19 protein-coding genes and 1 pseudogene are annotated in these 20462 nt (G+C 43.4%); 2 read left to right on the forward strand and 18 right to left on the reverse strand.

Going from position 1 to position 20462, the window contains the following annotated elements:
• Nucleotides 1-95: 95 nt before the first annotated feature.
• The 13 genes and pseudogenes from HMPREF2893_RS08515 to yghU all read right to left on the reverse strand — a co-directional run bounded on the left by HMPREF2893_RS08515 (nucleotide 96) and on the right by yghU (nucleotide 11881).
• Entirely contained in the window at nucleotides 96-776 is a 681-nt protein-coding gene (locus tag HMPREF2893_RS08515) for a YoaK family protein (RefSeq protein WP_049515456.1), read from the reverse strand.
• 193 nt (nucleotides 777-969) lie between these two features.
• Complete coding sequence (udk, locus tag HMPREF2893_RS08520) at nucleotides 970-1608, reverse strand: uridine kinase (RefSeq protein WP_003002524.1); 639 nt, start codon at nucleotides 1606-1608, stop codon at nucleotides 970-972.
• A 141-nt stretch (nucleotides 1609-1749) separates the two neighbouring features.
• Nucleotides 1750-2841 carry a hypothetical protein gene (locus tag HMPREF2893_RS08525; protein ID WP_070675761.1) on the reverse strand — a complete coding sequence of 364 codons (1092 nt, stop codon included), beginning with the start codon at nucleotides 2839-2841 and terminating at the stop codon, nucleotides 1750-1752.
• A 117-nt stretch (nucleotides 2842-2958) separates the two neighbouring features.
• Entirely contained in the window at nucleotides 2959-4038 is a 1080-nt protein-coding gene (locus HMPREF2893_RS08530; RefSeq protein WP_070675764.1) for a hypothetical protein, read from the reverse strand.
• A 125-nt stretch (nucleotides 4039-4163) separates the two neighbouring features.
• Nucleotides 4164-5210, reverse strand: coding sequence for a dTDP-glucose 4,6-dehydratase (gene rfbB / locus HMPREF2893_RS08535; RefSeq protein WP_070675765.1), 1047 nt, complete (start codon nucleotides 5208-5210; stop codon nucleotides 4164-4166).
• Nucleotides 5211-5502: 292 nt separating this feature from the next.
• On the reverse strand, nucleotides 5503-6096 hold the full coding sequence (locus tag HMPREF2893_RS08540; protein WP_070675767.1) for a dTDP-4-dehydrorhamnose 3,5-epimerase family protein: 594 nt from the start codon (nucleotides 6094-6096) through the stop codon (nucleotides 5503-5505).
• Complete coding sequence (gene rfbA / locus HMPREF2893_RS08545) at nucleotides 6096-6965, reverse strand: glucose-1-phosphate thymidylyltransferase RfbA (protein ID WP_003002772.1); 870 nt, start codon at nucleotides 6963-6965, stop codon at nucleotides 6096-6098. Before rfbA ends, HMPREF2893_RS08540 begins: the two co-directional genes overlap by 1 nt.
• A gap of 185 nt (nucleotides 6966-7150) precedes the next feature.
• A complete protein-coding gene (locus tag HMPREF2893_RS08550) occupies nucleotides 7151-7735 on the reverse strand; it encodes a hypothetical protein (RefSeq protein ID WP_261674185.1) in 585 nt (194 codons plus the stop codon).
• Nucleotides 7719-7999: pseudogene (locus HMPREF2893_RS11305) on the reverse strand (ZIP family metal transporter). Before HMPREF2893_RS11305 ends, HMPREF2893_RS08550 begins: the two are co-directional and overlap by 17 nt.
• A 252-nt stretch (nucleotides 8000-8251) precedes the next feature.
• Nucleotides 8252-9343, reverse strand: a complete 1092-nt coding sequence (locus tag HMPREF2893_RS08560; RefSeq protein WP_070675768.1) for an NAD(P)/FAD-dependent oxidoreductase — start codon at nucleotides 9341-9343, stop codon at nucleotides 8252-8254.
• 6 nt (nucleotides 9344-9349) lie between these two features.
• The gene (locus HMPREF2893_RS08565; RefSeq protein ID WP_070675770.1) at nucleotides 9350-10147 is read right to left on the reverse strand and encodes a Nif3-like dinuclear metal center hexameric protein; all 798 of its coding nucleotides are present in this window, start codon (nucleotides 10145-10147) and stop codon (nucleotides 9350-9352) included.
• Nucleotides 10134-10823, reverse strand: a complete 690-nt coding sequence (locus HMPREF2893_RS08570; protein ID WP_070675772.1) for a tRNA (adenine(22)-N(1))-methyltransferase — start codon at nucleotides 10821-10823, stop codon at nucleotides 10134-10136. The genes HMPREF2893_RS08565 and HMPREF2893_RS08570 overlap by 14 nt, the downstream gene beginning before the upstream one ends.
• Nucleotides 10824-11092: 269 nt before the next feature.
• Complete coding sequence (gene yghU / locus HMPREF2893_RS08575; protein ID WP_070675774.1) at nucleotides 11093-11881, reverse strand: glutathione-dependent disulfide-bond oxidoreductase; 789 nt, start codon at nucleotides 11879-11881, stop codon at nucleotides 11093-11095.
• 136 nt (nucleotides 11882-12017) lie between these two features.
• Here yghU and add point away from each other — a divergent pair, with 136 nt between their 5' ends.
• The gene (gene add / locus HMPREF2893_RS08580; RefSeq protein WP_070675776.1) at nucleotides 12018-13037 is read left to right on the forward strand and encodes an adenosine deaminase; all 1020 of its coding nucleotides are present in this window, start codon (nucleotides 12018-12020) and stop codon (nucleotides 13035-13037) included.
• A gap of 318 nt (nucleotides 13038-13355) precedes the next feature.
• Here add and HMPREF2893_RS08585 read toward each other — a convergent pair whose 3' ends face one another.
• From HMPREF2893_RS08585 to recJ, 5 genes are all read right to left on the reverse strand, one after another.
• Entirely contained in the window at nucleotides 13356-14039 is a 684-nt protein-coding gene (locus HMPREF2893_RS08585) for a DnaD domain-containing protein (protein WP_049483308.1), read from the reverse strand.
• A 9-nt stretch (nucleotides 14040-14048) separates the two neighbouring features.
• Nucleotides 14049-14993 carry a homoserine O-acetyltransferase MetA gene (gene metA, locus HMPREF2893_RS08590; protein WP_070675778.1) on the reverse strand — a complete coding sequence of 315 codons (945 nt, stop codon included), beginning with the start codon at nucleotides 14991-14993 and terminating at the stop codon, nucleotides 14049-14051.
• A gap of 101 nt (nucleotides 14994-15094) precedes the next feature.
• Nucleotides 15095-15607 (reverse strand): adenine phosphoribosyltransferase, encoded by a 513-nt coding sequence (locus HMPREF2893_RS08595; protein WP_003002788.1) that lies wholly within the window; start codon nucleotides 15605-15607, stop codon nucleotides 15095-15097.
• 158 nt (nucleotides 15608-15765) lie between these two features.
• Nucleotides 15766-16359: a TipC family immunity protein gene (locus tag HMPREF2893_RS08600; RefSeq protein WP_070675780.1), complete on the reverse strand. Its 594-nt coding sequence runs from the start codon at nucleotides 16357-16359 to the stop codon at nucleotides 15766-15768.
• Nucleotides 16356-18581 (reverse strand): single-stranded-DNA-specific exonuclease RecJ, encoded by a 2226-nt coding sequence (gene recJ / locus HMPREF2893_RS08605; protein ID WP_070675782.1) that lies wholly within the window; start codon nucleotides 18579-18581, stop codon nucleotides 16356-16358. Before recJ ends, HMPREF2893_RS08600 begins: the two co-directional genes overlap by 4 nt.
• A gap of 479 nt (nucleotides 18582-19060) precedes the next feature.
• Between recJ and HMPREF2893_RS08610 the strand changes: the two genes are divergently transcribed.
• Nucleotides 19061-20462 (forward strand): Cna B-type domain-containing protein (locus HMPREF2893_RS08610; RefSeq protein ID WP_070675784.1); only part of this gene is annotated, 1402 nt, incomplete at its 3' end.

Consider the following 20462-nt stretch of genomic DNA (forward strand, 5'->3'; position numbering starts at 1 on the left):
AAGTTTCAATATTTTCTTGATTCATTTTAAAAATGAAATCTCAGTTTTATTTCTTTGCAGAATCATTTAACTCATTCTTCTAAAAATTATTTTATCTATTCATGCCGCCGATTGAAGTGAAAGACTTCAAAATATTGAATGGCCCGATAGATTAAAAAGATGGTCAAGATGATGGCCACCAGCCAAATCGTCTTTAGTCCATAAAACTGGATCAAGTAGGTCGAAAAAATGGCCCCACAGACGAAACTCCCGATCAAGCAGGTCATAAAGATGGCTTCCCAGAGGAATTTCATCTCCCTGTCTCTAACAAAATTTCCATAAGCTACCATGGTTTTCTTGAGATTTCCGGTCATAAAAGAGTGGTTGTAGGCATAGCTACCTACTTCTCCAAATGAGGTCGCTACGATTCCCAAACTCAGGCCAAAAAAAGGCACGATGAAGACATTTTTTACCGATGCTGGCAAAAATCCCGTCACCAAAGTTGTGAGGATATAGGGCACTAGGGTACTCAAGCGCCAGACTGAATTATCAATCAAGCGACGCAAGACCGTCATTAAAAAGATCCCCAGCATAAAGGCCAGCATCGTGGCTAACTTCACTTCTACATCTGAGATCTGCTGGCCGATCAAACCAACCGATAGAAAGACCACATTTCCCGTCTGGCCTGCCGCCAAGGTCCCACCCCGACAAATAAAGGTATAAGCATCTGAAAAACCAGCACACATGGTCAATAAACAAGCGAACGCCTTGGTCCGCGAATGAAACTCCCTTTTCATTTCCATTCTCCTTAGGAAAAAGAGGGAGTGGTACCAAATGTTTAAATAAACATTTCCCATACCACCCCCACAAAGTTGATTGAAAACTCTTCTGAGTCTTTTAGCGAATGAAGAGTCTCATCAACTACTGAGACATTCCGTCACTCCTCATATCCGTAGACACTTGGAGATCACTTGCCCTCTTTCTCCTATTTTATTTTCCCTCACGCGCTTCGTTGAGGATTTTTTCAATCTTGGTTGTGATCAAGTCAATCGCAACTGTGTTGGTCACGCCCTCAGGAATGATCACGTCCGCATAACGCTTGGTTGGCTCGATGAACTGGTGGTACATCGGTTTTACTACACCAAGGTATTGCTCAATGACACTATCCAGACTCCGGCCACGCTCCTCCATATCGCGCTTGATCCGGCGAATGATCCGCACATCATCATCCGTATCAACGAAAATCTTGATGTCCATCAAGTCCCGAAGACGCTTGTCTTCAAGAACTAAGATTCCTTCCACGATGAAGACATCCTGAGGTTCCTGACGATAGGTCTTGCTGCTGCGCGTATGCTCTGCATAGTCATAAGTTGGAATATCTACCGGACGACCCTCCAAGAGTTCATTGATCTGCGCAATCATCAAGTCCGTATCAAAGGCAAAAGGATGGTCATAGTTAGTCTTGATCCGCTCCTCAAAGGTCAAATGACTTTGGTCCTTGTAATAAGAATCATGCTCAATCATGGCAATCTTTTCATTCGGGAAATTGGCCAAAATGGCACGAGACACACTGGTCTTTCCACCACCAGAACCACCAGTAACACCAATAATAATAGGTCTATTTTGCATTTTCTACTCCATTACCTGTAGTCGCCTGAGATACAATAGACATCTCAAACACATCTTATCCATTTTACCATATTTTTGCCTAGACATGAATAGTTTTTCATTAAGAAGTTTGGAAACAAAAAGGACCTTCCGGTCCTTTCATTACTTCACTTTTTCTAATTTAGCGGCAAATTCATTACCACCACGTAAGACGAGTATATTTTTTCCACCGTTGACAGGTACGAAACAATAATTTGAATTAGCTTGTATATAGACTTCCTTAGCGCTCTTCACTTGATAGCCTTCTGATTTCACCGCTTCTTGAATTACTTCAAATGTGTGTTCAATCTCTTCTTTAGAAGTCGTGTCTCCATCATACTTTTCTGAATCAGCTAGAGAATAGAATGCGTAAGCCTTGCTATCGTAATACTTATCACTAATAATTCCGTGATCTGAAATCTGAACAGTTGTATTATCTCCTTCTGTCACATTCTTCCATTTTCCAACCATGGCCTTTGGTGTTTCAACCTTGTGATAGACCAAATTATCTTCAAAGTTTCCTTTGTATGACTTATAAGTTTTCAAGTCGAATAAATCATTTCTTAAAATAATATTGCTTCCGTCTTTTTGGAGTAAGTTATAGCGTGTGTTCCCACCAGACTTAATAACAACAATTTCTGTCGTCTTCAGGTTAAATTTCTTATCGACATCCGCAAGTGAATGCAAGTCAGTTGCATTTAACAAAGAAAGTGCGGTATTAAATTCTTTTTTCGCTTCATTGCCCTTGAGAACCTTTTTGATGGTCTCGCTACCATTGACTTTTTGTTTCTTTCCACTTAGTTCATAAGTGATCGGACTAGAATCCGTATTTCTCAACCAAACACCATCTAGACTTGGTCCACCTGAAAAGAAAAAGAACCAAGCAAGAGCAATTACTGCGACAAGTCCCGCAACTGCGACACCAATTTTGGTTTGTTTATTGAAAGAAAATGTCAATTTTTTCGGTCTTGGCACAGGTTGCAAGGTTTTCGCAGATGGTTGTGGTGGTACAAAAGCTGTCGGCTCTTGTGAAAGAGGTGCGCTAGGTGCAACAGGTGCTTCCTGAGAAGGAGCCTGCGCTTCAGTTGTTGGAGCTGGCGCTTCTTTTCGCTCTACGACAAACTCCCCTTTTTCACGAGCTTCTTGAAATTCTTGCATACTTGGCTTGCGACCATTGACCGCTTCAAAGTATTCAACCCAATCTTTTTGATTCATCATATCCCCCTTATTGATTCATTAAAAAACTAATCATATTATACCACAAATCAGCGAGTTCAGAGCTTTTTTAGGAAATTCATGATTAAAAGAAAAAAGGACCTTTTGGCCCTTTGATTATTTCACTTTTTCCAATTTTTCAACTAAATGATAGTCTTCTGTGAAAACTAGGACTGTCTTCCCTCCATTTACAGGGACATAATAAAAATCTGATCCTAGTTGCTTGTACACGTCTTTCATACTATTTAGCTGATAATCTTGAGAATCGACCGCATCTTGAAGATCTTCATAGGCCTCTTTCACTTTGTCAGCTGTCTTTTCTTGTTCAAACTTAGTTGAAGGCATCTTTTGGAGCTCTTCTAGGCTATAAAAAGCCGTACCTTCGCTACTATCAAATTCACTATAAGTAAGAATACCACGATCATTTAATTCAAGATAATTGGTTTCATCATCATAAGAACGCTCAATTTTCCATTTCCCAACTAGAACTTTAGGAATTTCTGTCTTGTGAAAAATAGCATTCTTCTTAAAGCTTTCTGAATGATCACTATAGGTAACCAAATCCATCAAGTCATTGGCTAAAATCACATTGGTCCCATTGCTTTGGAGTAGATTATAAACAAGCCCATGCTCGTCTTTAATGATGATAACTTCCCTCGTGTGGAGGTCAAATTTTCTATCAACATCTGCTAAGTTTTTCAGCTTGGAGTAGTTTAACTGGTTTAAAGCTTTCTGAAACTCTTGTTTTGCTTCATTACCTTTGTAAACTTTCTCAATCTTATACTTACCATACGATCGTGGATCTTCTTGATTTAACTCATAAACCACTGCTGTTGAATCAGCAGGTCCAACCCAAATTCCTTCCAAACTTGGAGTCGGTTGGAAGAAAAAGAAATAAGCCAGTACAATAACAGCTAGTATTCCCACACCTGATAAAGCCCATTTGGTCTGCTTATTCCATTTCACACTAAAGCGTTTGATAGCTAGAGTCTCATACCCTGACTCCACTTGTGACGGCATTTGAACCTGCTCACTTTTCTCTCGTGAGGCTACCGCTGATGGAACTGGTGCTTCAGGAACGGTCTCTTTTCGTTCCACTACAAACTCACCATTCGCTCGTGCATTTTGAAACTCTTGCAGACTCGGCTTACGGTTATGGAGTGCTTCAAAATAGTCAACCCAATCTTTTTGATTCATCTATTCCTCCTAATCGATGATTGTTTTCAAACTGATCCTATTATACCATACATGAAAAGGCAATCACTCATTTTCAGAAAAATATCTGAAAAAGTCCAAGCGATTTTCTACTTGGACTCTCTTCCTTATTTCAAAACTTCTTGTGTCTTCGCGTAGTTGGCTTCGACAGCTTCTTTTTCAGCTTTCCACCAGTCTTGGTGGTCTGTGTACCACTTGATGGTTTCTTCCAAACCTGCTTCGAAGTTTGTGAATTGTGGTTCCCAACCCAATTCTTCACGCAATTTTGTTGAATCGATGGCATAGCGCAAATCGTGACCAGCACGGTCTGTGACACGGTCATAAGCATCTTTTGGTTGACCCATTTTTTCAAGGATCAATTCCAGCACTTCTTTGTTGTTCTTTTCACCATCGGCACCGATCAGGTAAGTTTCACCGATACGGCCTTTAGTGAGGATAGCCCAAACACCAGTTGAGTGGTCGTTGGTATGGATCCAGTCACGAACGTTCTTCCCTTCACCGTAAAGTTTTGGCTTGATGCCAGACAAGATATTGGTGATTTGACGTGGGATGAATTTTTCGATGTGTTGGTATGGCCCGTAGTTGTTTGAACAGTTAGAAATCGTTGCTTTAACACCAAATGAACGAACCCAAGCCTTCACGATCAAGTCTGAAGCAGCCTTGGTTGATGAATAAGGTGATGATGGGTTGTATTTGGTTTCAGCAGTGAATTTTTCCCCAGGACCTTCCCCATGTCCAGGAAGATCTTCGCGCAATGGAAGGTCTCCATACACTTCGTCTGTTGACACGTGGTGGAAACGAATGTCGTATTTACGAGCAGCTTCCAAGAGTGTGTAAGTTCCAACAAAGTTTGTGTAGATAAACGGAGATGGGTCTTTGAGGGAGTTGTCATTGTGGCTTTCAGCCGCATAGTGAACAATAGCATCAGCCTTGGCAGCCAATTTGTCAACTAATTCAGCATCAGCGATGTCCCCCACAACCAACTCGACACGATCTCCAAGGATTTCTTCGATATTGGCACGGTTTCCAGCATAAGTAAGTTTATCAAGGACAGTCACATGCACGTCTGGATGGTTGTTGTATACATAGTGGACGAAGTTTGAACCGATGAAACCAGCTCCACCGGTTACGATGATATGTTTATATTCTGACATTTTTTCTCCAAATAGTTTTTAGTTTTGATTGTTCCTTAAATCAATCTTTTTTTAGCTTTCCTTAGGTGAGTACGGACGTTAGGTGAAATTATCCAGTGGATGATTTCAGCAATCCAGGAAGTTCCATGACTAAGTTTTGAGCCTAGTATCTCAAAACTTCCGAGCACCTGAAACAAAAGTAGTTCAGGTGCTTTTCTCACGGCGGAAAGCTAAGTACATAGCTCGCTTCGCTCGTTTATAGCAAAGCTAAAAACTATATAATGATGTTCTTGATTGTTTTAAGATTTATATTCTACAAATCTTCTGCTTTTAGGGGTTTGACGTCTTTAAGAAATGGATGGTTCTTGTCTGCTTCTGAGACTTCGGCTTCTGCCAAGTTTTCCCACTGGATGTCTAGGCTTGGGTCTGCGTAGTTGACAAAAGCATATTTTGGTTTGAGTTCCAGTGCCCAGTAATCATTGACTAAGTATGTATAAGCAACTTTGTCTGTCAAAACTTGGAACCCATTGGCTACACCACGAGGGACGAAGATGCCTTTTGAAGCATCGATCACGGTTTGGTAGGTGTTCCCAAAGGTCTCACCTTCACGAAGGTCTACCCAAGTTCCAAGAACCTTTCCTTCATCTGCTACAGAGATGTACTTGTCCCAAGGCTCTGCATGCAAGCCACGCAAAACATTCTTACGAGAGAATGAAATATTGTTTTGCAACTTGCCTTCTGCAAAGAAGCTTTCAGGGAATCCAAGGGGAAGCATTTTCTCTTTTTGGAAGTTTTCTTTAAACCAACCACGGTTATCCCCGCGCACTGGAATATCAAACTCCATCAAGCCTGGGATGGCTTCAATTTTGCGAGCTGCTAATTTTTTTTCGAAAAATTGTTCTGTCATTAAGCTTCTCCAATCAAACGGAGCAAGTATTGTCCGTATTCGTTTTTCTTCAGTGATTGCGCTAATTCATGGACTTGTTCTTTGGTGATATAACCCATGCGATAGGCGATTTCCTCAAGGTTAGCCACTTGGACATTTTGCAAGCGTTGAACAGTTTCGATATATTGAGAAGCTTGCAAGAGGCTTTCGTGAGTTCCTGTATCCAACCAGGCAAAACCACGGCCCATGAGCTCAACAGAGAGATCTCCACGCTCCAAATAAGCCTTGTTAACATCGGTGATTTCAAGCTCGCCACGAGGGCTTGGTTTAATGTTTTTAGCAATTTCTACCACATCATTGTCATAGAAGTAAAGTCCTGTCACTGCAAAGTTCGATTTTGGATGTTCTGGTTTTTCTTCGATAGAGATAGCATTCATATCCGCGTCAAACTCTACCACACCAAAGCGTTCTGGATCTTTGACTTGGTAACCAAAGACAGTCGCTCCTTTTTCTTTCGCTTCTGCCCGTTGCAACATCTTGGTTAAGCCATTTCCGTGGAAGATATTGTCCCCAAGGATGAGGGCAACATGATCGTCACCGATAAAGTCTTCTCCGATGATGAAGGCTTGCGCCAAGCCATCTGGACTTGGTTGCTCTGCGTAAGAGAGAGAAATTCCTAGCTCAGAGCCATCTCCAAGAAGCTCTTCAAAACGAGGAAGGTCTTGAGGAGTCGAGATGATCAGGATATCTTTGATCCCAGCCAACATAAGGGTTGACAGCGGATAGTAGATCATTGGTTTGTCATAAATGGGCATCAATTGTTTAGAAGCCGCACGTGTCAATGGATACAAGCGAGTTCCTGAGCCCCCTGCTAAAATAATACCTTTCATAATGGTAGGCCTTTCTACGTAGTCATTACCCTTATTTTATCATGTTTATATAAAAAAGTCACCTTGCATTTGTGTTACAAGGTGATGACAGCTTGTTGGTTCTATAGTCTCGTTAACGATCTTCATTATCGTGTTTCAAATAGGGCACTTTGACTAAAGCTCCCTGATATCCTTTAATTCACTGATCATTGCTTCTCTTCTGAACCATCCGAATATCTTACCCTTACTCTTGATTTTGTAGTGCCTATCCTAGAATCCATAAAGCTCTGAAATTCCTCATCTTCATTATGATAGACCCCTATCTTAATTTTATTCGCATCTTTATCATAAGCTAATACATGTTTCTTGCAAGTCCCGTCAACAAATGTGAGTTTCACCTCAGCTCCCCATGCGGTTGAAGGAGTAGAGCTATAAGATGGGGTTTTTATCTCAATTTCTTCAATTCCCTCGTAAGAATTCTTCAAGGTCCTTACAAGGCTGACTTCATACTCTTTATTGCGTCTCTTCTCCTCTAATTTTTTGTTCATATAAAACAAAGAAATACCAACTACCATAAGGAAAGCCAAGGCAATGACAATCATCATTCTATTGTTTTTCTTTTTAAACTTGGTTTTTACCATAAGATGATTTTCCTCGCTAACTAAGTGTTGCCTCTGAATTGAATCTGATGAATTGTTCTTCATCTTTTCATTCTCAAATACAATGATACCAATCAAAAAGAGAGCTTGTCCTGATGCTCTCCTTTTCTGATCCTTATCCCAAAGCGACATCTAGGATCATCATAATGACAAAGCCAACCATGAGACCGAGGCCGCAACGTCTGTATTGCCGTTGGTCTGGGAATCTGGGATCAACTCTTCAACTACCACGAAGATCATCGCACCTGCCGCAAAGCCCATCATGATGTCCAGTAATTTGCGACTAATATGCTTGAAGAAAAAGACGATGGCTGACCCGACAATGGTACAGCCCCATGTAAACAATCCTGCGAGAAAGGCCTGCAAGACCACGGATTGCGATTGAAACCAATTCATAACAACTCCCATTTTCTTGTTGATTCACTTGTTCTATTCTACTATTTTTATCCGAATGAAGGAAGGTCTTTCGAAAAAAAGAGAGTGGGACAGAAATCGGTCATTCGTTAGAATTCGATTTCGTCGTCCCACCTCTGCACAGTTGAGTAGGGATGTAAAAGCTGATGAAATCAGCGTAGTAGAGCCCACTCAACCACTGCGTCTTGCTCGACAACCTAAAAATAATTGAGAGGCTAGGACTTTTGTCCCAGTCTACTTCTTCACATACTGATCAACTGGATAATATGCTGGATCCAAGCGCAGGTTTCCTCCTACCACGAGTTGGGCTAGGTGCCACCCAATGAGGGGACCAGTTGTGAGTCCGGACGAACCTAGTCCACTAGCGACATAGAGGCCTGCTTGATCAGGAACAGTTCCCCAGAATGGTGAAAAGTCACTAGTGTAGGCACGAGTTCCCACGCGCTCCCCGATAACTTCTGCTTGAGCTAGTTCTGGATAGTAAGACAGGGCTTCTGTTTCCATCTGATTCAGCAAAGCCTGATCCACTGTCAGGTCCAAGCCCATCTCATTTTCATGAGTGGCTCCCATACTGATCTTGCCCTGCTGAAAGGGAATGATATCCAGCTCTCCTTCTGGCATGACCACAGGAAAGTCATCAGTATCTCGGTCTAGCTGATAATCCCGCAGTTGCCCCTTTTGCGGACGGACATCAACTTGGTAGCCAAGTGGCTCAAGGATTTGCCCCAACCAGGCTCCTGTTGCTAGGATAACTTGGTCATAGCTTTCTCCTGCAATCTGATAGCCATCATCTGAGACTGAGAGAGCAACCTCTTTCTTGATTACTCTTGCCCCACTGGCTTCAAGAAGAGTTGACGTCAGAAAGGCTCCCTCTACATGGGCCCCACCCGAGGCATAAAGGAGCTGTTCAAAGCCTTGCAGACCTGGGAATTGTTGGCCCACTTCTTCTTTGGTCAAGATCGCCAAGTCTCCAATCAAGGGAGATTCTTCCCGACGACTCTGCGCCAACTGATAGAGTTCCTCTAATTTTTCCTCATTTTTCTTGAGGAGATAGACGCCGGTCTGCTGGTAAAAATCTGTTTTAATTCCGTCCTTGGCCAGTTCTTCTACCAATTCTTGGTAAAAATCTGCTCCCAGACGAGCCAGGCGATACCAAGCCTTATTCCGCCGTTTGGAAAACCAGGGGCTGATAATACCAGCCGCTGCCTTGGTTGCTTGGCCGACTCCATGGTCGTAGACGGTCACATCCACCTTTGCTTCTTTGGATAAATAATAGGCTGCAGTGGATCCCACGATCCCTGCACCGATAATGGCAACTTTCATCATGACCCCTTAGATATGGTAAAAAGGATTGGTACTGGCTTGACTGCCAATCACTTCAATCTCCCAGGCTTCCTCAGCCTTCCACTGATTGAACTTTCCTACTAGTTTTGACACAAAAAGAACCTCGATATGGTGCCCGGGATCTAAGGCCAAGAGGCCATCGCTCAGCATGTCCTGAGCCGTGTGGTAGTAGATATCTCCTGTGATATAAACATCTGCTCCCTTGGCGAGAGCATCCTTGTAAAAGGACTGGCCACTTCCTCCACAAATGGCGACATGCTTGATAACCCGATCCAAATCCGCCTGGTCATAACTGACTATGCGCAAAGCATCTAGGCCAAAGGTTTCTTTAACCTTGCTAGCCAACTGTCCAAAGGTTTGAGTAGCTACCCGACCGATGCGACCGATTCCGAGCCCTTCTCCTGTCATACTGAGGGGCTCTGCATCTTCAATGTCCAAGAGCTGGCAGAACCAATCGTTAAGACCATTTGGGACAATATCAATATTGGTATGGCTGACATAGACCGCGATATCATGCTTGATCAGGTTAATATAAATCTGATTTTGAGCCCGATCAGCTACCAAATCCTTAATGGGATGGAAAATAGGCGCGTGCTTGACGATGATCAAGTCCACTCCATGTGTGATAGCTTCTGCCACCGTCTGCTCGCGGATATCTAAGGCAACCATGACCTTATGGATGTCTTTTTGTAGCGTACCGACCTGTAGCCCACGGACATCTCCCTCCATGGAAAGCTCCTGAGGACAGTAGGCTTCATAGCGTTTAATGACTTCACTTGCTAACATGTAGAACCTCCTTGATGTGAGCAATGCGCTCTTCTAACGATGCTCTGGCAGATTGATTTTCAACTGGGACCTGTTCCAAGGCAAAGGCTAATTTCTCCACTTCCTTGGACCACTTTTGGACAAAGGCTGGATCTTGTTCCCGCATCAAATGGGGACCAAAACGCAGTTCCTTGGCTGTCAACTCCTGAGAACCCTGTTCCACCACAAGGATCTCATAGAACTTCTCATTTTCTTCCAAGATAGCTTCATCAACAATGCGAAAATCATGGTTTACCAACCAATCCCGCAGTTCGTCCTCTCGATTATTGGGCTGCAGGACCAAACGAGAGACATTAGTTAATTTCTCAAGACCTGCTGCTAGGATATCCGCAATCAATCGTCCTCCCATACCCGCAATGGTAATACAGGAAATGCCGTCTGCTGGTTCAAAGGCAGCCAAACCATTGGCCAGACGGACCTCGATCTTGTCTTCTAAGCCATTATCCGCAACATTTTGCAGGGCAGACTGATAAGGCCCCTCTACCACTTCACCAGCAATGGCAGCCTCAATCTTGCCTTCTTGTAAGAGGGCGATTGGCAGATAAGCATGGTCACTCCCCACATCCAACAGACGCGCTCCAGCTAGGACGAAGCTAGCCACCAAGTCCAAGCGATTTGATAATTTTGTAAATTCCATGTGCTACTTTCTAAACTTTTATTCCACCCTTTAGTATACCATGTTTGCACCATTAAAAAAAGGCGCAACGGCGCCTTGTCTATTATGGAAAGGTATTATTTAGACTTTCCTTAGGTGAGTCCGGACGTCAGCGAACTTCGAAGAAATTCCATGACTAAGTTTTGAATCTAATGTCTCAAAACTTCCGGGCACATGAAACTTATACGTTTCATGTGCTATACTCACGGCGGAAACTCTCGCTATCATCCTCAACAAGCCGATACTAGACTTTAGTTAATTTCCTTATAGCTTACTTCCAAGCCACGTTTCACAGCTGGGCGATTGGAGATTTTCTCTGTCCAAGCCTGCAAATGCTTGTATTCCTTCACATCTAGGAAAATCCCTGCACGGTCCCAAACCTTGTCTTGGGCTAGACGACCATACCAAGACCAGATGGCAATATCTGCAATGGTATAGTCATCCCCTGCGATATAAGGTTTAGTGGCCAGTTCCTTGTCCAGTAGGTCCAATTGGCGTTTGGCTTCCATGGCAAAGCGGTTGATGGCATACTCGGTTTTCTCAGGTGCATAGTGGAAGAAATGACCAAAGCCTCCCCCTAGGAAAGGTGCAGCACCCGTCTGCCAGAAGAGCCAGTTGAGCACCTCTGTCCGTTTAGCCAGATCAGTCGGGATTAATTTGCCAAATTTCTCCGCTAGATACAGGAGGATATTGGCTGATTCAAAGACACGAATGGCTTGATCGCCTGATTGATCCATCATGGCTGGAATTTTCGAGTTAGGATTGATGGCTACAAAGTCACTACCAAACTGATCTCCCTCACCAATCTTGATCCGATAAGCGTCATAACCTGCATCCACTCCCAGCTCTTTCAGCTCCTCTAGCATAATAGTGGCCTTGATCCCATTAGGTGTTGGAAGGGTATAGAGTTGGAAAGGTTGATCCCCTTTTGGAAGAGTTTGTTCAAAGCGGGCACCTGCTGTTGGTTGGTTCAAACCACCCCAAGCTCCTCCCATTTGGCTCGGTGCTTCCCATACTTCTGGTAATTGATAATCTGACATCTTTCTTCTCCTTTATTTCGCTACCTCTAGCATATCAAATCTTGGTCTCCCTTTCAAAGATCTGCTACGCGAAGGCTACTTGACTTTTTTTGTCAAAATGATAGTATAGAAAAAATACAATTTTAAGGAGAAAACCATGTCCACGATCGATTTTCATAGTTTGGCAAAGACAGAACTTCACTGTCACTTAGACGGTTCCTTGTCGCTTCCAATCATTCGCCAGTTGGCAGCTATGGCCAATATTGACCTACCTGCTAGCGATGAGGAGCTCAAGCACCATGTTACTGCGCCTGCCCACTGTGAGAATCTTTTGGACTATTTGGAGGCCTTTGACTACATTCGGCCCCTCCTTCAAACTAAGGAAGCCTTGACGCTTGCTGCTTACGATGTGGCCAAGCAAGCTGCTCTTGAAAATGTCGTCTACATCGAAGTCCGTTTTGCACCAGAATTGTCCATGGACCAAGGCCTCACCGTCCCAGAAACTATCGATGCTGTCTGCGATGGTCTACGCCAAGCCCAGGAGGAATTTGGCATTGTTGCAAAAGCCTTGGTCTGTGGCATGCGCCAGTCAGATCAAGAAGTCACATCTCGCATTCTTGCAGAAGCCAACCAAGTTAGCGATCAGGATTTTGTTGGTTTTGACTTTGCCGGAGATGAGCACAACTACTCTCCAGAAGATATTCGACCTCTAATTGAGCAAGTCAAGAGTTACCATCGTCCTATGACGCTTCATGCAGGTGAGTGTCATTGCCCACACTTTGTTGCCCAATCGATTGCATTTGGCATCAAACGCAATGGGCACGTGACGGCTCTATCTCATGAACCAGCCTTACTCCAATCCTTTATTGAAAATGGGGTCACTGGTGAACTCTGCTTGACTAGCAACTTACAGACAAAAGCAGCCCCGACTATAGAAGATTTCCCTTATTTGAAGATGAAGGCAGCCGGAGCTCGGATCAGTATCAATACCGATAACCGGACTGTATCTGACACCGATCTTACCAAGGAATACGCCCTCTACCACCAGCACTTCCAAACCAAGGAAACTGACTTTTACCAACACAATGTCGATGCCATCCAGGCTTCCTTTGCTAGTGAAGAGGAAAAACAAGAACTCCTTACCAAACTAGAAAAAGCTTACGCGGACTATCTATAAACGAAAAATGCTAGCAATATATGACTGCTAGCTTTTTGTATGGTTAAAAATTATTTTTTCAATTAAGAACCTATTTGTTTCAGTAAAAATAATGTCTTATTTTTAAAACTATTCAAGTATAAACTAAAAACTTTCCGCCGTGAGAAAAGTGCCTGAAACACTATTGTTTCAGGCACTCGGGAGTTTTGAAACCTTAGGTTCAAAACTAAGTCATGGAACTTCTTCGAAGTTCGCTGACGTCCGTACTCACATAAGGAAAGTTTCTAGGAAGACTTAACCTTCCATCTGCAGCTAGCACTCAAATAAGTGCTAGTTTTTTTAATCCTTCCACAAATCCATGGCCTTCAAGAAATCGTCTGAAACGGTCACATTGCGTGGGTTGGCTTGTTCGCGTTCTTGTAGTTTCGCCTCTACTTGGGCTAGACTGTTGATGCCTTCACTGCGCCAGTTGCGTAAAATGGCTTGGATATATTTCCAGTGAGGCTTGCCGTTAAAGACAGCTTCTCGTAAGGCTGCCTTGATCACATCTGGATCTGTCTGATCCTCGCGCACAGTCTTGGTCAGGTCTTCAATCTCAAAAGGTGTCAAGAGTCGTCCCAGTTCTTGTTGGAAGGTTTCCACCAAATCCTTGATGACATTTCCCTTAGCAGGCGCGCTCTGTGTCTTCCCTTGTGTCTGGGCTTCTAAAATCTCATCCAAGCGCTCCAGGGCAATGGTCGCATCAAAGATGGCTTCAATCTCGCCATTGAGCTCAATGGTCCGGTATTGAAGAAGTCCCTTGGTGGTCAAATTGGACATAATCCGATTGACCTCTGTCACTGTTTTTCCTAGATGACTAGCAATCTGATTAGGTGTCAAAGCCTCTTGGCCAGTCGTATTTTGAAGGAAGAAAAACTGCCAAACCAAGTAGTCATCTGCTTGGTCAAATAACTCATGATAATGAAAAAGCAAGGCACTTGGAAGAACCAAGTTGCCATACTTAAATGCTTGTGAATATGTCATAATTCCCCTTTATAGGTAACCATAAAATGAAATATCTTTTTCCAATTCTTCCAAGCGGTAAGGTGTTTCTTGATAAACCGCATAGTTGATCCAATTACTAAAGAAGGTCGTTGCAGCTAGATTCCAACGAATGCGAGGCTCTGTATTAGCGTCATCCCCATCAAAGTAATTCTTGGGAACGTCCGGATCCAAGCCCGCCTTGACATCTCGGTGGTATTCTTTTGCCAGCGTATCGCGATCATACTCCAGATGGCCAAAGCTATACACCTCACGCATGTCTGGACTGGCAATGATGGAAAGGCCAACTTCATTTCCTTGCGCGATCACTTGAAGATTGCTCTTTTCAAGGACTTCCTTCAAAGGAACATCTGTATAGCGAGAATGAGGGGCAAGGAAGCGATCGTCAAAGCCTCTCATGAGAAGACTTTCCGGACGCACCACTGCTTGGTCATAGATACCGGATAGCTTGTCACAGAGCTCTACTTTTTGAATCCCGTAACGGTGGTAGAGACCAGCCTGAGCTCCCCAACAGAGGTGCAAGGTGGAAAAAACATGACGCTTGGCCCATTCAAAGACCTGGGTCAACTCATCCCAGTAGTCCACTTCTTCAAAGTCCATCTTTTCGACAGGCGCTCCTGTCACAATCAAACCATCATAGTAATTATCCTTGATATCCTCAAAGGTCTTGTAGAAGCTCTCCAAATGTTCTGCCGCTGTATTCTTGGACTCATGGCTCGCCATATAGAGGAACTCCACATTGATCTGCAAGGGTGTGTTGGCAAGGAGCCGTAAGAGCTGGGTTTCTGTCGCAACCTTGGTCGGCATCAGATTAAGAATGAGAACATTCATCGGCCGAATATCCTGGTGAGTCGCCCGAACATCATCCATGACAAAAATATTTTCTGAACGAAGGATATCGACTGCTGGTAATTTTTTATCTAGAGTAATTGGCATAAAAAGCTCCCATCTTACAAGTTCTTAACTAACATTATATGATAGGAGCTTATAGTTTTCAATTATGGTTTTTCTGTAGCCAGTTATAGTAATAGACTATATTAGTAATGCATCAAGACTTTGTAGTCGTAATCGCCGATCGCTTCGCGACCTTTCAAGTCATCCAACTCGATCAAGAAGGCACAACCTGCAACAACTCCACCAAGTTTTTCGATCATTTCGATGGTTGCTTTCACCGTACCACCAGTCGCCAAAAGGTCATCAACGATGAGAACACGTTGACCTGGTTTGATAGCATCGGCGTGCATGGTCAAGGTATCCACACCGTATTCTTTTTCGTAGTCAGCTGAGATGACTTCACGTGGCAATTTACCAGGTTTACGAACAGGCGCAAAACCAATTCCTAACTCAAAAGCGACCGGACATCCAACGATGAACCCACGCGCTTCAGGACCAACGATCATGTCGATTTTCTTATCCGTCGCGTATTGAACGATTTCACGAATCGCATAACTATAAGCATTGCCATCTGCCATCAAAGGGCTGATATCACGGAAGGTAATTCCTTCTTGTGGATAGTTTTCAATGCTTGCAATGTAATCTTTTAAATTCATGGTTAACTTTCTTTCATAAAAAATTTTTACATTCCATTATACCATGAATTCTACTAACGTGCATCATTTTTGCCAAATCATTTTCCCAAGCTCCCGAGTCAAAAGCAAAAATCCCACATTCGAAAAATGATGTGGGATTGGAATTGGAAACATGCTTACTATTCATCTAATACTTTATTGTACTCAATTTTCATATCCCCCAAGTTTTTCAAGGAATAACGGGAGCTTCCATTCTTGAACCAAGTGCCAAGGATGTATTGTTCAGCAACCTTTTTACTTTGCTTTTTCAACCAAGTGCGGTCTTTGCCATAGGTGGCAAGGTGATCAAGAAGTTGCTGGCCCTCGTAGGTAGTATCTTCTTTAAAAAGGTAGACCTCTTTCTGGAAAAACAGCTTTTTTGACGAATCGTATTTAAATATAAATCCGAGTGTCACACCTTTTTCCAATTGAAGATCATACATATAAGTCCAGTTGGAAGTTCCCCTAAACATCATCACGGACAGTTCTTCGTTTCCACAAACAATTCCTTTTGAATAAGGGTAGGTTTGAAATCCCTCATCTTCTTTCCAGATACCATCATTTCCTATCGTTTCTGTAAATGGCTTAAACATCACATAGCGCATCCACCCACCATTTTCGGAGTAGTTGATCTCCTCCATGGGGTTTTTTAGGCTCAGGTAGATTCCCAACCAATAAAGAGCTAAAAGCAGGAAGGGGCTGAGCCATAGAAAATATTTTAGCCGTCTTTTCATGAGGCCTGACCTGTCAGATAGTCGTAGATTTCACGAACCGTTCCAAGGGCCATCAACTCCTGCTCTTTCACCGTTTGTTTGAGGTTTTGGTAGATGCTGCTTTCTGCGATTTCTCGTTTTTCTGCTTCTTTATTGACTTTCATGATGCCATTTTCAATAGTCACAAAGCCCAGCTCTTGGAAGATCTGAATCATTTTGACCAGGAGGATCTGCTGGATCTTGAGATAGGCTGCTAGGTCTTTGAGTTTATAGCGGACATCGAATTCCGGGTACTGGTAGATGGTCTTATAGAGTTTGGCATACTGGTCCCTGCTACCGTATCCTGTCAGATAGTAGGCTTTGGCGATCTCATTTTTGAAATAAACGGCCTGGAAATCATGCTCTTGGAAGATTTGTCGTAGTTGCTCTAAATCCTCAGGGATATTTCCAACTACAACAGAGGATGCCCCTGTCAGATCTGGCAGTTCTTTAGTAAAATCAAGAATGGGAACACCTGAGGGGAGGCTGGCATTTTTAGAGCGGATATTAAAGAGCTGCACACCATCCACACGCGCATCAACCAGCATGAGCTGGAGGGTCGTTTGACCATTCCATTGGTTGACCGACAACTGCACAGCTAGCTCTAGGTCTTGCGCCTGTGCAAACTCTGCCTCTAAGCTTCCCAAGCCAAAGGCAACCACCTCAAAGGTCGCATCTTCTTGAGAAATTTTGAGTTTCAAGTGGGTATTGCCGGCTCCCATTGAGCGCGCCCCTTCTACCTTGAAGTTACGGACCAGAAAGACGGGCTTTTTATTGTCCATGCCAAAAGGACTCAAGCGATCAAAGCTCTTCAAGGTCTCAAGCGTTAGTTCTGTTAGATGCAGTTCCTCGTCGATGGCTAAGCTAGACTTGCTGCTGAGATCAATCTCTTGTTCTGCAATGTAATCCGTAAGGGCCTGAGACAAGGCAGGGAGTTGGTCCACATCTAAGGTCATCCCTGCTGCACCGGCATGCCCGCCAAAGGCGATAAAGAGCGACCGGTGGGGATCGAGGGCATCAAAGATATTGACCGACTCAGGACTCCGAGCGCTTCCTTTAGCACGCCCATCTTCGATGCTTAAAACAACTACTGGCTGATGAAGCTCTTCTAATAGACGGCCAGCTACAATACCAAGGACCCCTGGATTCCAGCCTTCCTTGGCCAAGACTTGGGCGGACAAGCTTGGATCGACCATGGTTTTTGCTTCATCGTAGATGCTTTGAACAATCTCTTTTCGTTCTTCATTCTTCTGATGAATCATGAGGGCAATCTCGTGCGCCTCTTCATCGTCAAAACCGGTCAGTAGTTCGATAGCTGGATTAGGGTCATCGAGGCGGCCAAGGGCATTGAGACGAGGAGCAATCTGAAAACCAACCGTTTCTTCATTGACATCCTCCGGACGAATCCCTGCGATCTCCAAGAGTTCCTGCAAGCCCATCCGCTGGCTATGTTGGAGAACACCCAGACCGTATTTGACCAGGATCCGATTCTCATCTGTCAGGCTGACCATATCAGCAATGGTCCCAATGGCTACCAGGTCTAAGAGATCGACTGGTACTTCCTCTAGGAGGGCACAAGCTAACTTAAAGGCCACACCACAGCCTGCTAGATAATGGAAGGGATAATCTGCATCTGGATGCTCCGGATGAATGATCGCATATGCATCCGGTAAAACCTCTGGCATAGAGTGGTGGTCCGTCACGATGACATCAACTCCCATCGCTTGGGCCATGGCAATGGCTTGATTGCCCGCGACCCCATTGTCCACCGTGACAATCAGGGAAATGCCTTGCTGCTCGATAAAGTATTTATAGACACTCTCATTGGGACCGTAGCCGTCTGTGAAGCGGTTGGGTAGGTAGACTTGCACCTCTGCTCCCATCTGCTCCAAGGTTTCCTTCATAATAGAGGCCGAGGTCATCCCGTCCGCGTCATAGTCGCCATAAATCAGAATCTGCTCATAATCTTCGATAGCCCGTCGGATGCGCTCCACTGCCTTGTCCATATCATGGAGCAAATAAGGGTCGTGAAGTTTCTCTAACTTGGGCTCTAAAAAGTCTTCTAAATCCTCTTTGGTCTGAATGCCACGCTCATACAGCAAGGTTGCTACGGACGCTTCCAGGCCTGCTTTTTTAGCAAGGGCTAAAAAGGCCTCATCTGCACTTGGCGAAGCTAACTGCCAATCGTATTTTGAAGTGATCATCTAGCTTTTGGTCTCCTCTTTTTCTTATCTGAATATTATAACATGAAAGGCTAAAATGGCGGGAAATAAAAGGTCGACTTATACAAAAACCAAAATCAACATTTTTCGTTATTTTTGTTGCATTTAACTTGACTTATCCTACTAAAAGAATATAATAATGATGATAATAATCTTTTAAATATGCAATGGGATGATTATTCTGTTAAAATTTGCAACGTTTATTATCACTTTAACATTATGACGCTTGTCATTTCCCTTGTTTTTCTATCTAAACAAACGTAGTTAGAGGGTTTGAGCTGATTTTGTCGGTGGGTTTGTTTTCTTTTAATGCATAAAGAGGAGCATATAATTCATCGATCTATCCTAAACTGAGGCAGCTGGTTTCATGGAGTAGAAATTAGAAGCCTTTCTATTTTGGGATATATCACTATATAGAAAAGCCTCGGAAAGGGCAGGCAGAAGAAAGGAAATGAGGCCAATTGAAATCTCTTTATAAAAAGATAGTTGCATTTGTAGCTATCATCGGTGTGGTAGCCTTGGGCTTGTCTGTGATCAAACCCGTAAGCGCGGCCACTGTTTCACCAACCGTCACCAACTTAAAGGCCCAAACAAATGGACAAAAGGTTACCTTTTCATTTGACTGGGATTTAACTGGTAAATCAGTTAAAGACGGTGATACATTTACTATTGACGCTCCAGAAGGTGTTAATATCACTGAAATTGCAACTCAATCACTCCAAGCAAATGGAGCTGAAGTCGCAACCATTTCGATGACAAACAAAAAGATTACTTTCACCTTTAAAAAAGCAATCGAATCCATGAACCAAAACGTTAAGGGTGGTTTCTCATACAAAGCAGAATGGGATAGCACACCAGGAAATCCTGGCAACAAAACTGCCACTTCTAAGGTTGGTTCCGAATCCGTTGTCATCACACGTCCTGATGGTCCTGGCGTATTTGAATCAGTTTTAAATAAATACAACCTTACAGGTGACTATGTAGCTAAGACATTCAAATTAGATGTATCTGAAAACTATGCTTGGATGAATGTTGGAGATGACTACTATCTAACAAAATGGTTCATCCGTATCAACGGGGATGGTAAGAAACAAGCCATCACAAACCCTGTTGTGTCAGATAAAATCCAAGCTCCAGCAGTCGATTACTCAAAAATCACTTTTGCTCCTGCTGCAAACCACGCTGCAAATGAATTCTTTGTGGGAACTTACTTGAAACCTTCCTTTACTTTGAGAAAAGGTGGACAAGTGGTGGCTTCTGGTTGGGACTTCTGGAAACATGTGAAATTCGATGCGGACGGCAATGGATTTACTGTGAATTTATCAGATGTCAGTGATGTCTTTAAAACAGCATCTAGCGATGAATTGATCGTTGAATACCAAACATTAATTCCTAAGACAACCATCCGTGTTGATAACAACGCAACATTGACAGCTGATGAAATCACAACACCTCAAACTGACCCAGCATTCTGGAACAACACTGAATTGAAATTCTGGGTGAGCGGTGACAAAACTATCACTGTTCAAAAAGAATGGGTTGGTGATGAGGAAGCTGACCGTAAAGATATTACGGTTCAATTGTATGCGGACGGCAAAGCCTTGGATGGGATGACACAAACCCTTACAAAAGCTTCTGGCTGGAAAGCAGCATTTACAAATTTGCCAGGTATCAAAGACGGTAAGAAGATTGAGTACTCAGTAGTGGAAACCAACACTCCAGAAGGTTACACTTCTAAAGTTGAGAAAATTGATGATGACAACGTGATTAAAGTGGTCAACACATCAAATAAACCAACTACAACTACAACCACTACGACTACTACAACTACTACAACTACTACGACTCAAGAGCCTACAACCA

Origin of the sequence: Streptococcus sp. HMSC072C09 (assembly GCF_001813105.1) — a bacterium.
In the GTDB taxonomy this organism is placed as follows: Bacteria; Bacillota; Bacilli; order Lactobacillales; family Streptococcaceae; genus Streptococcus.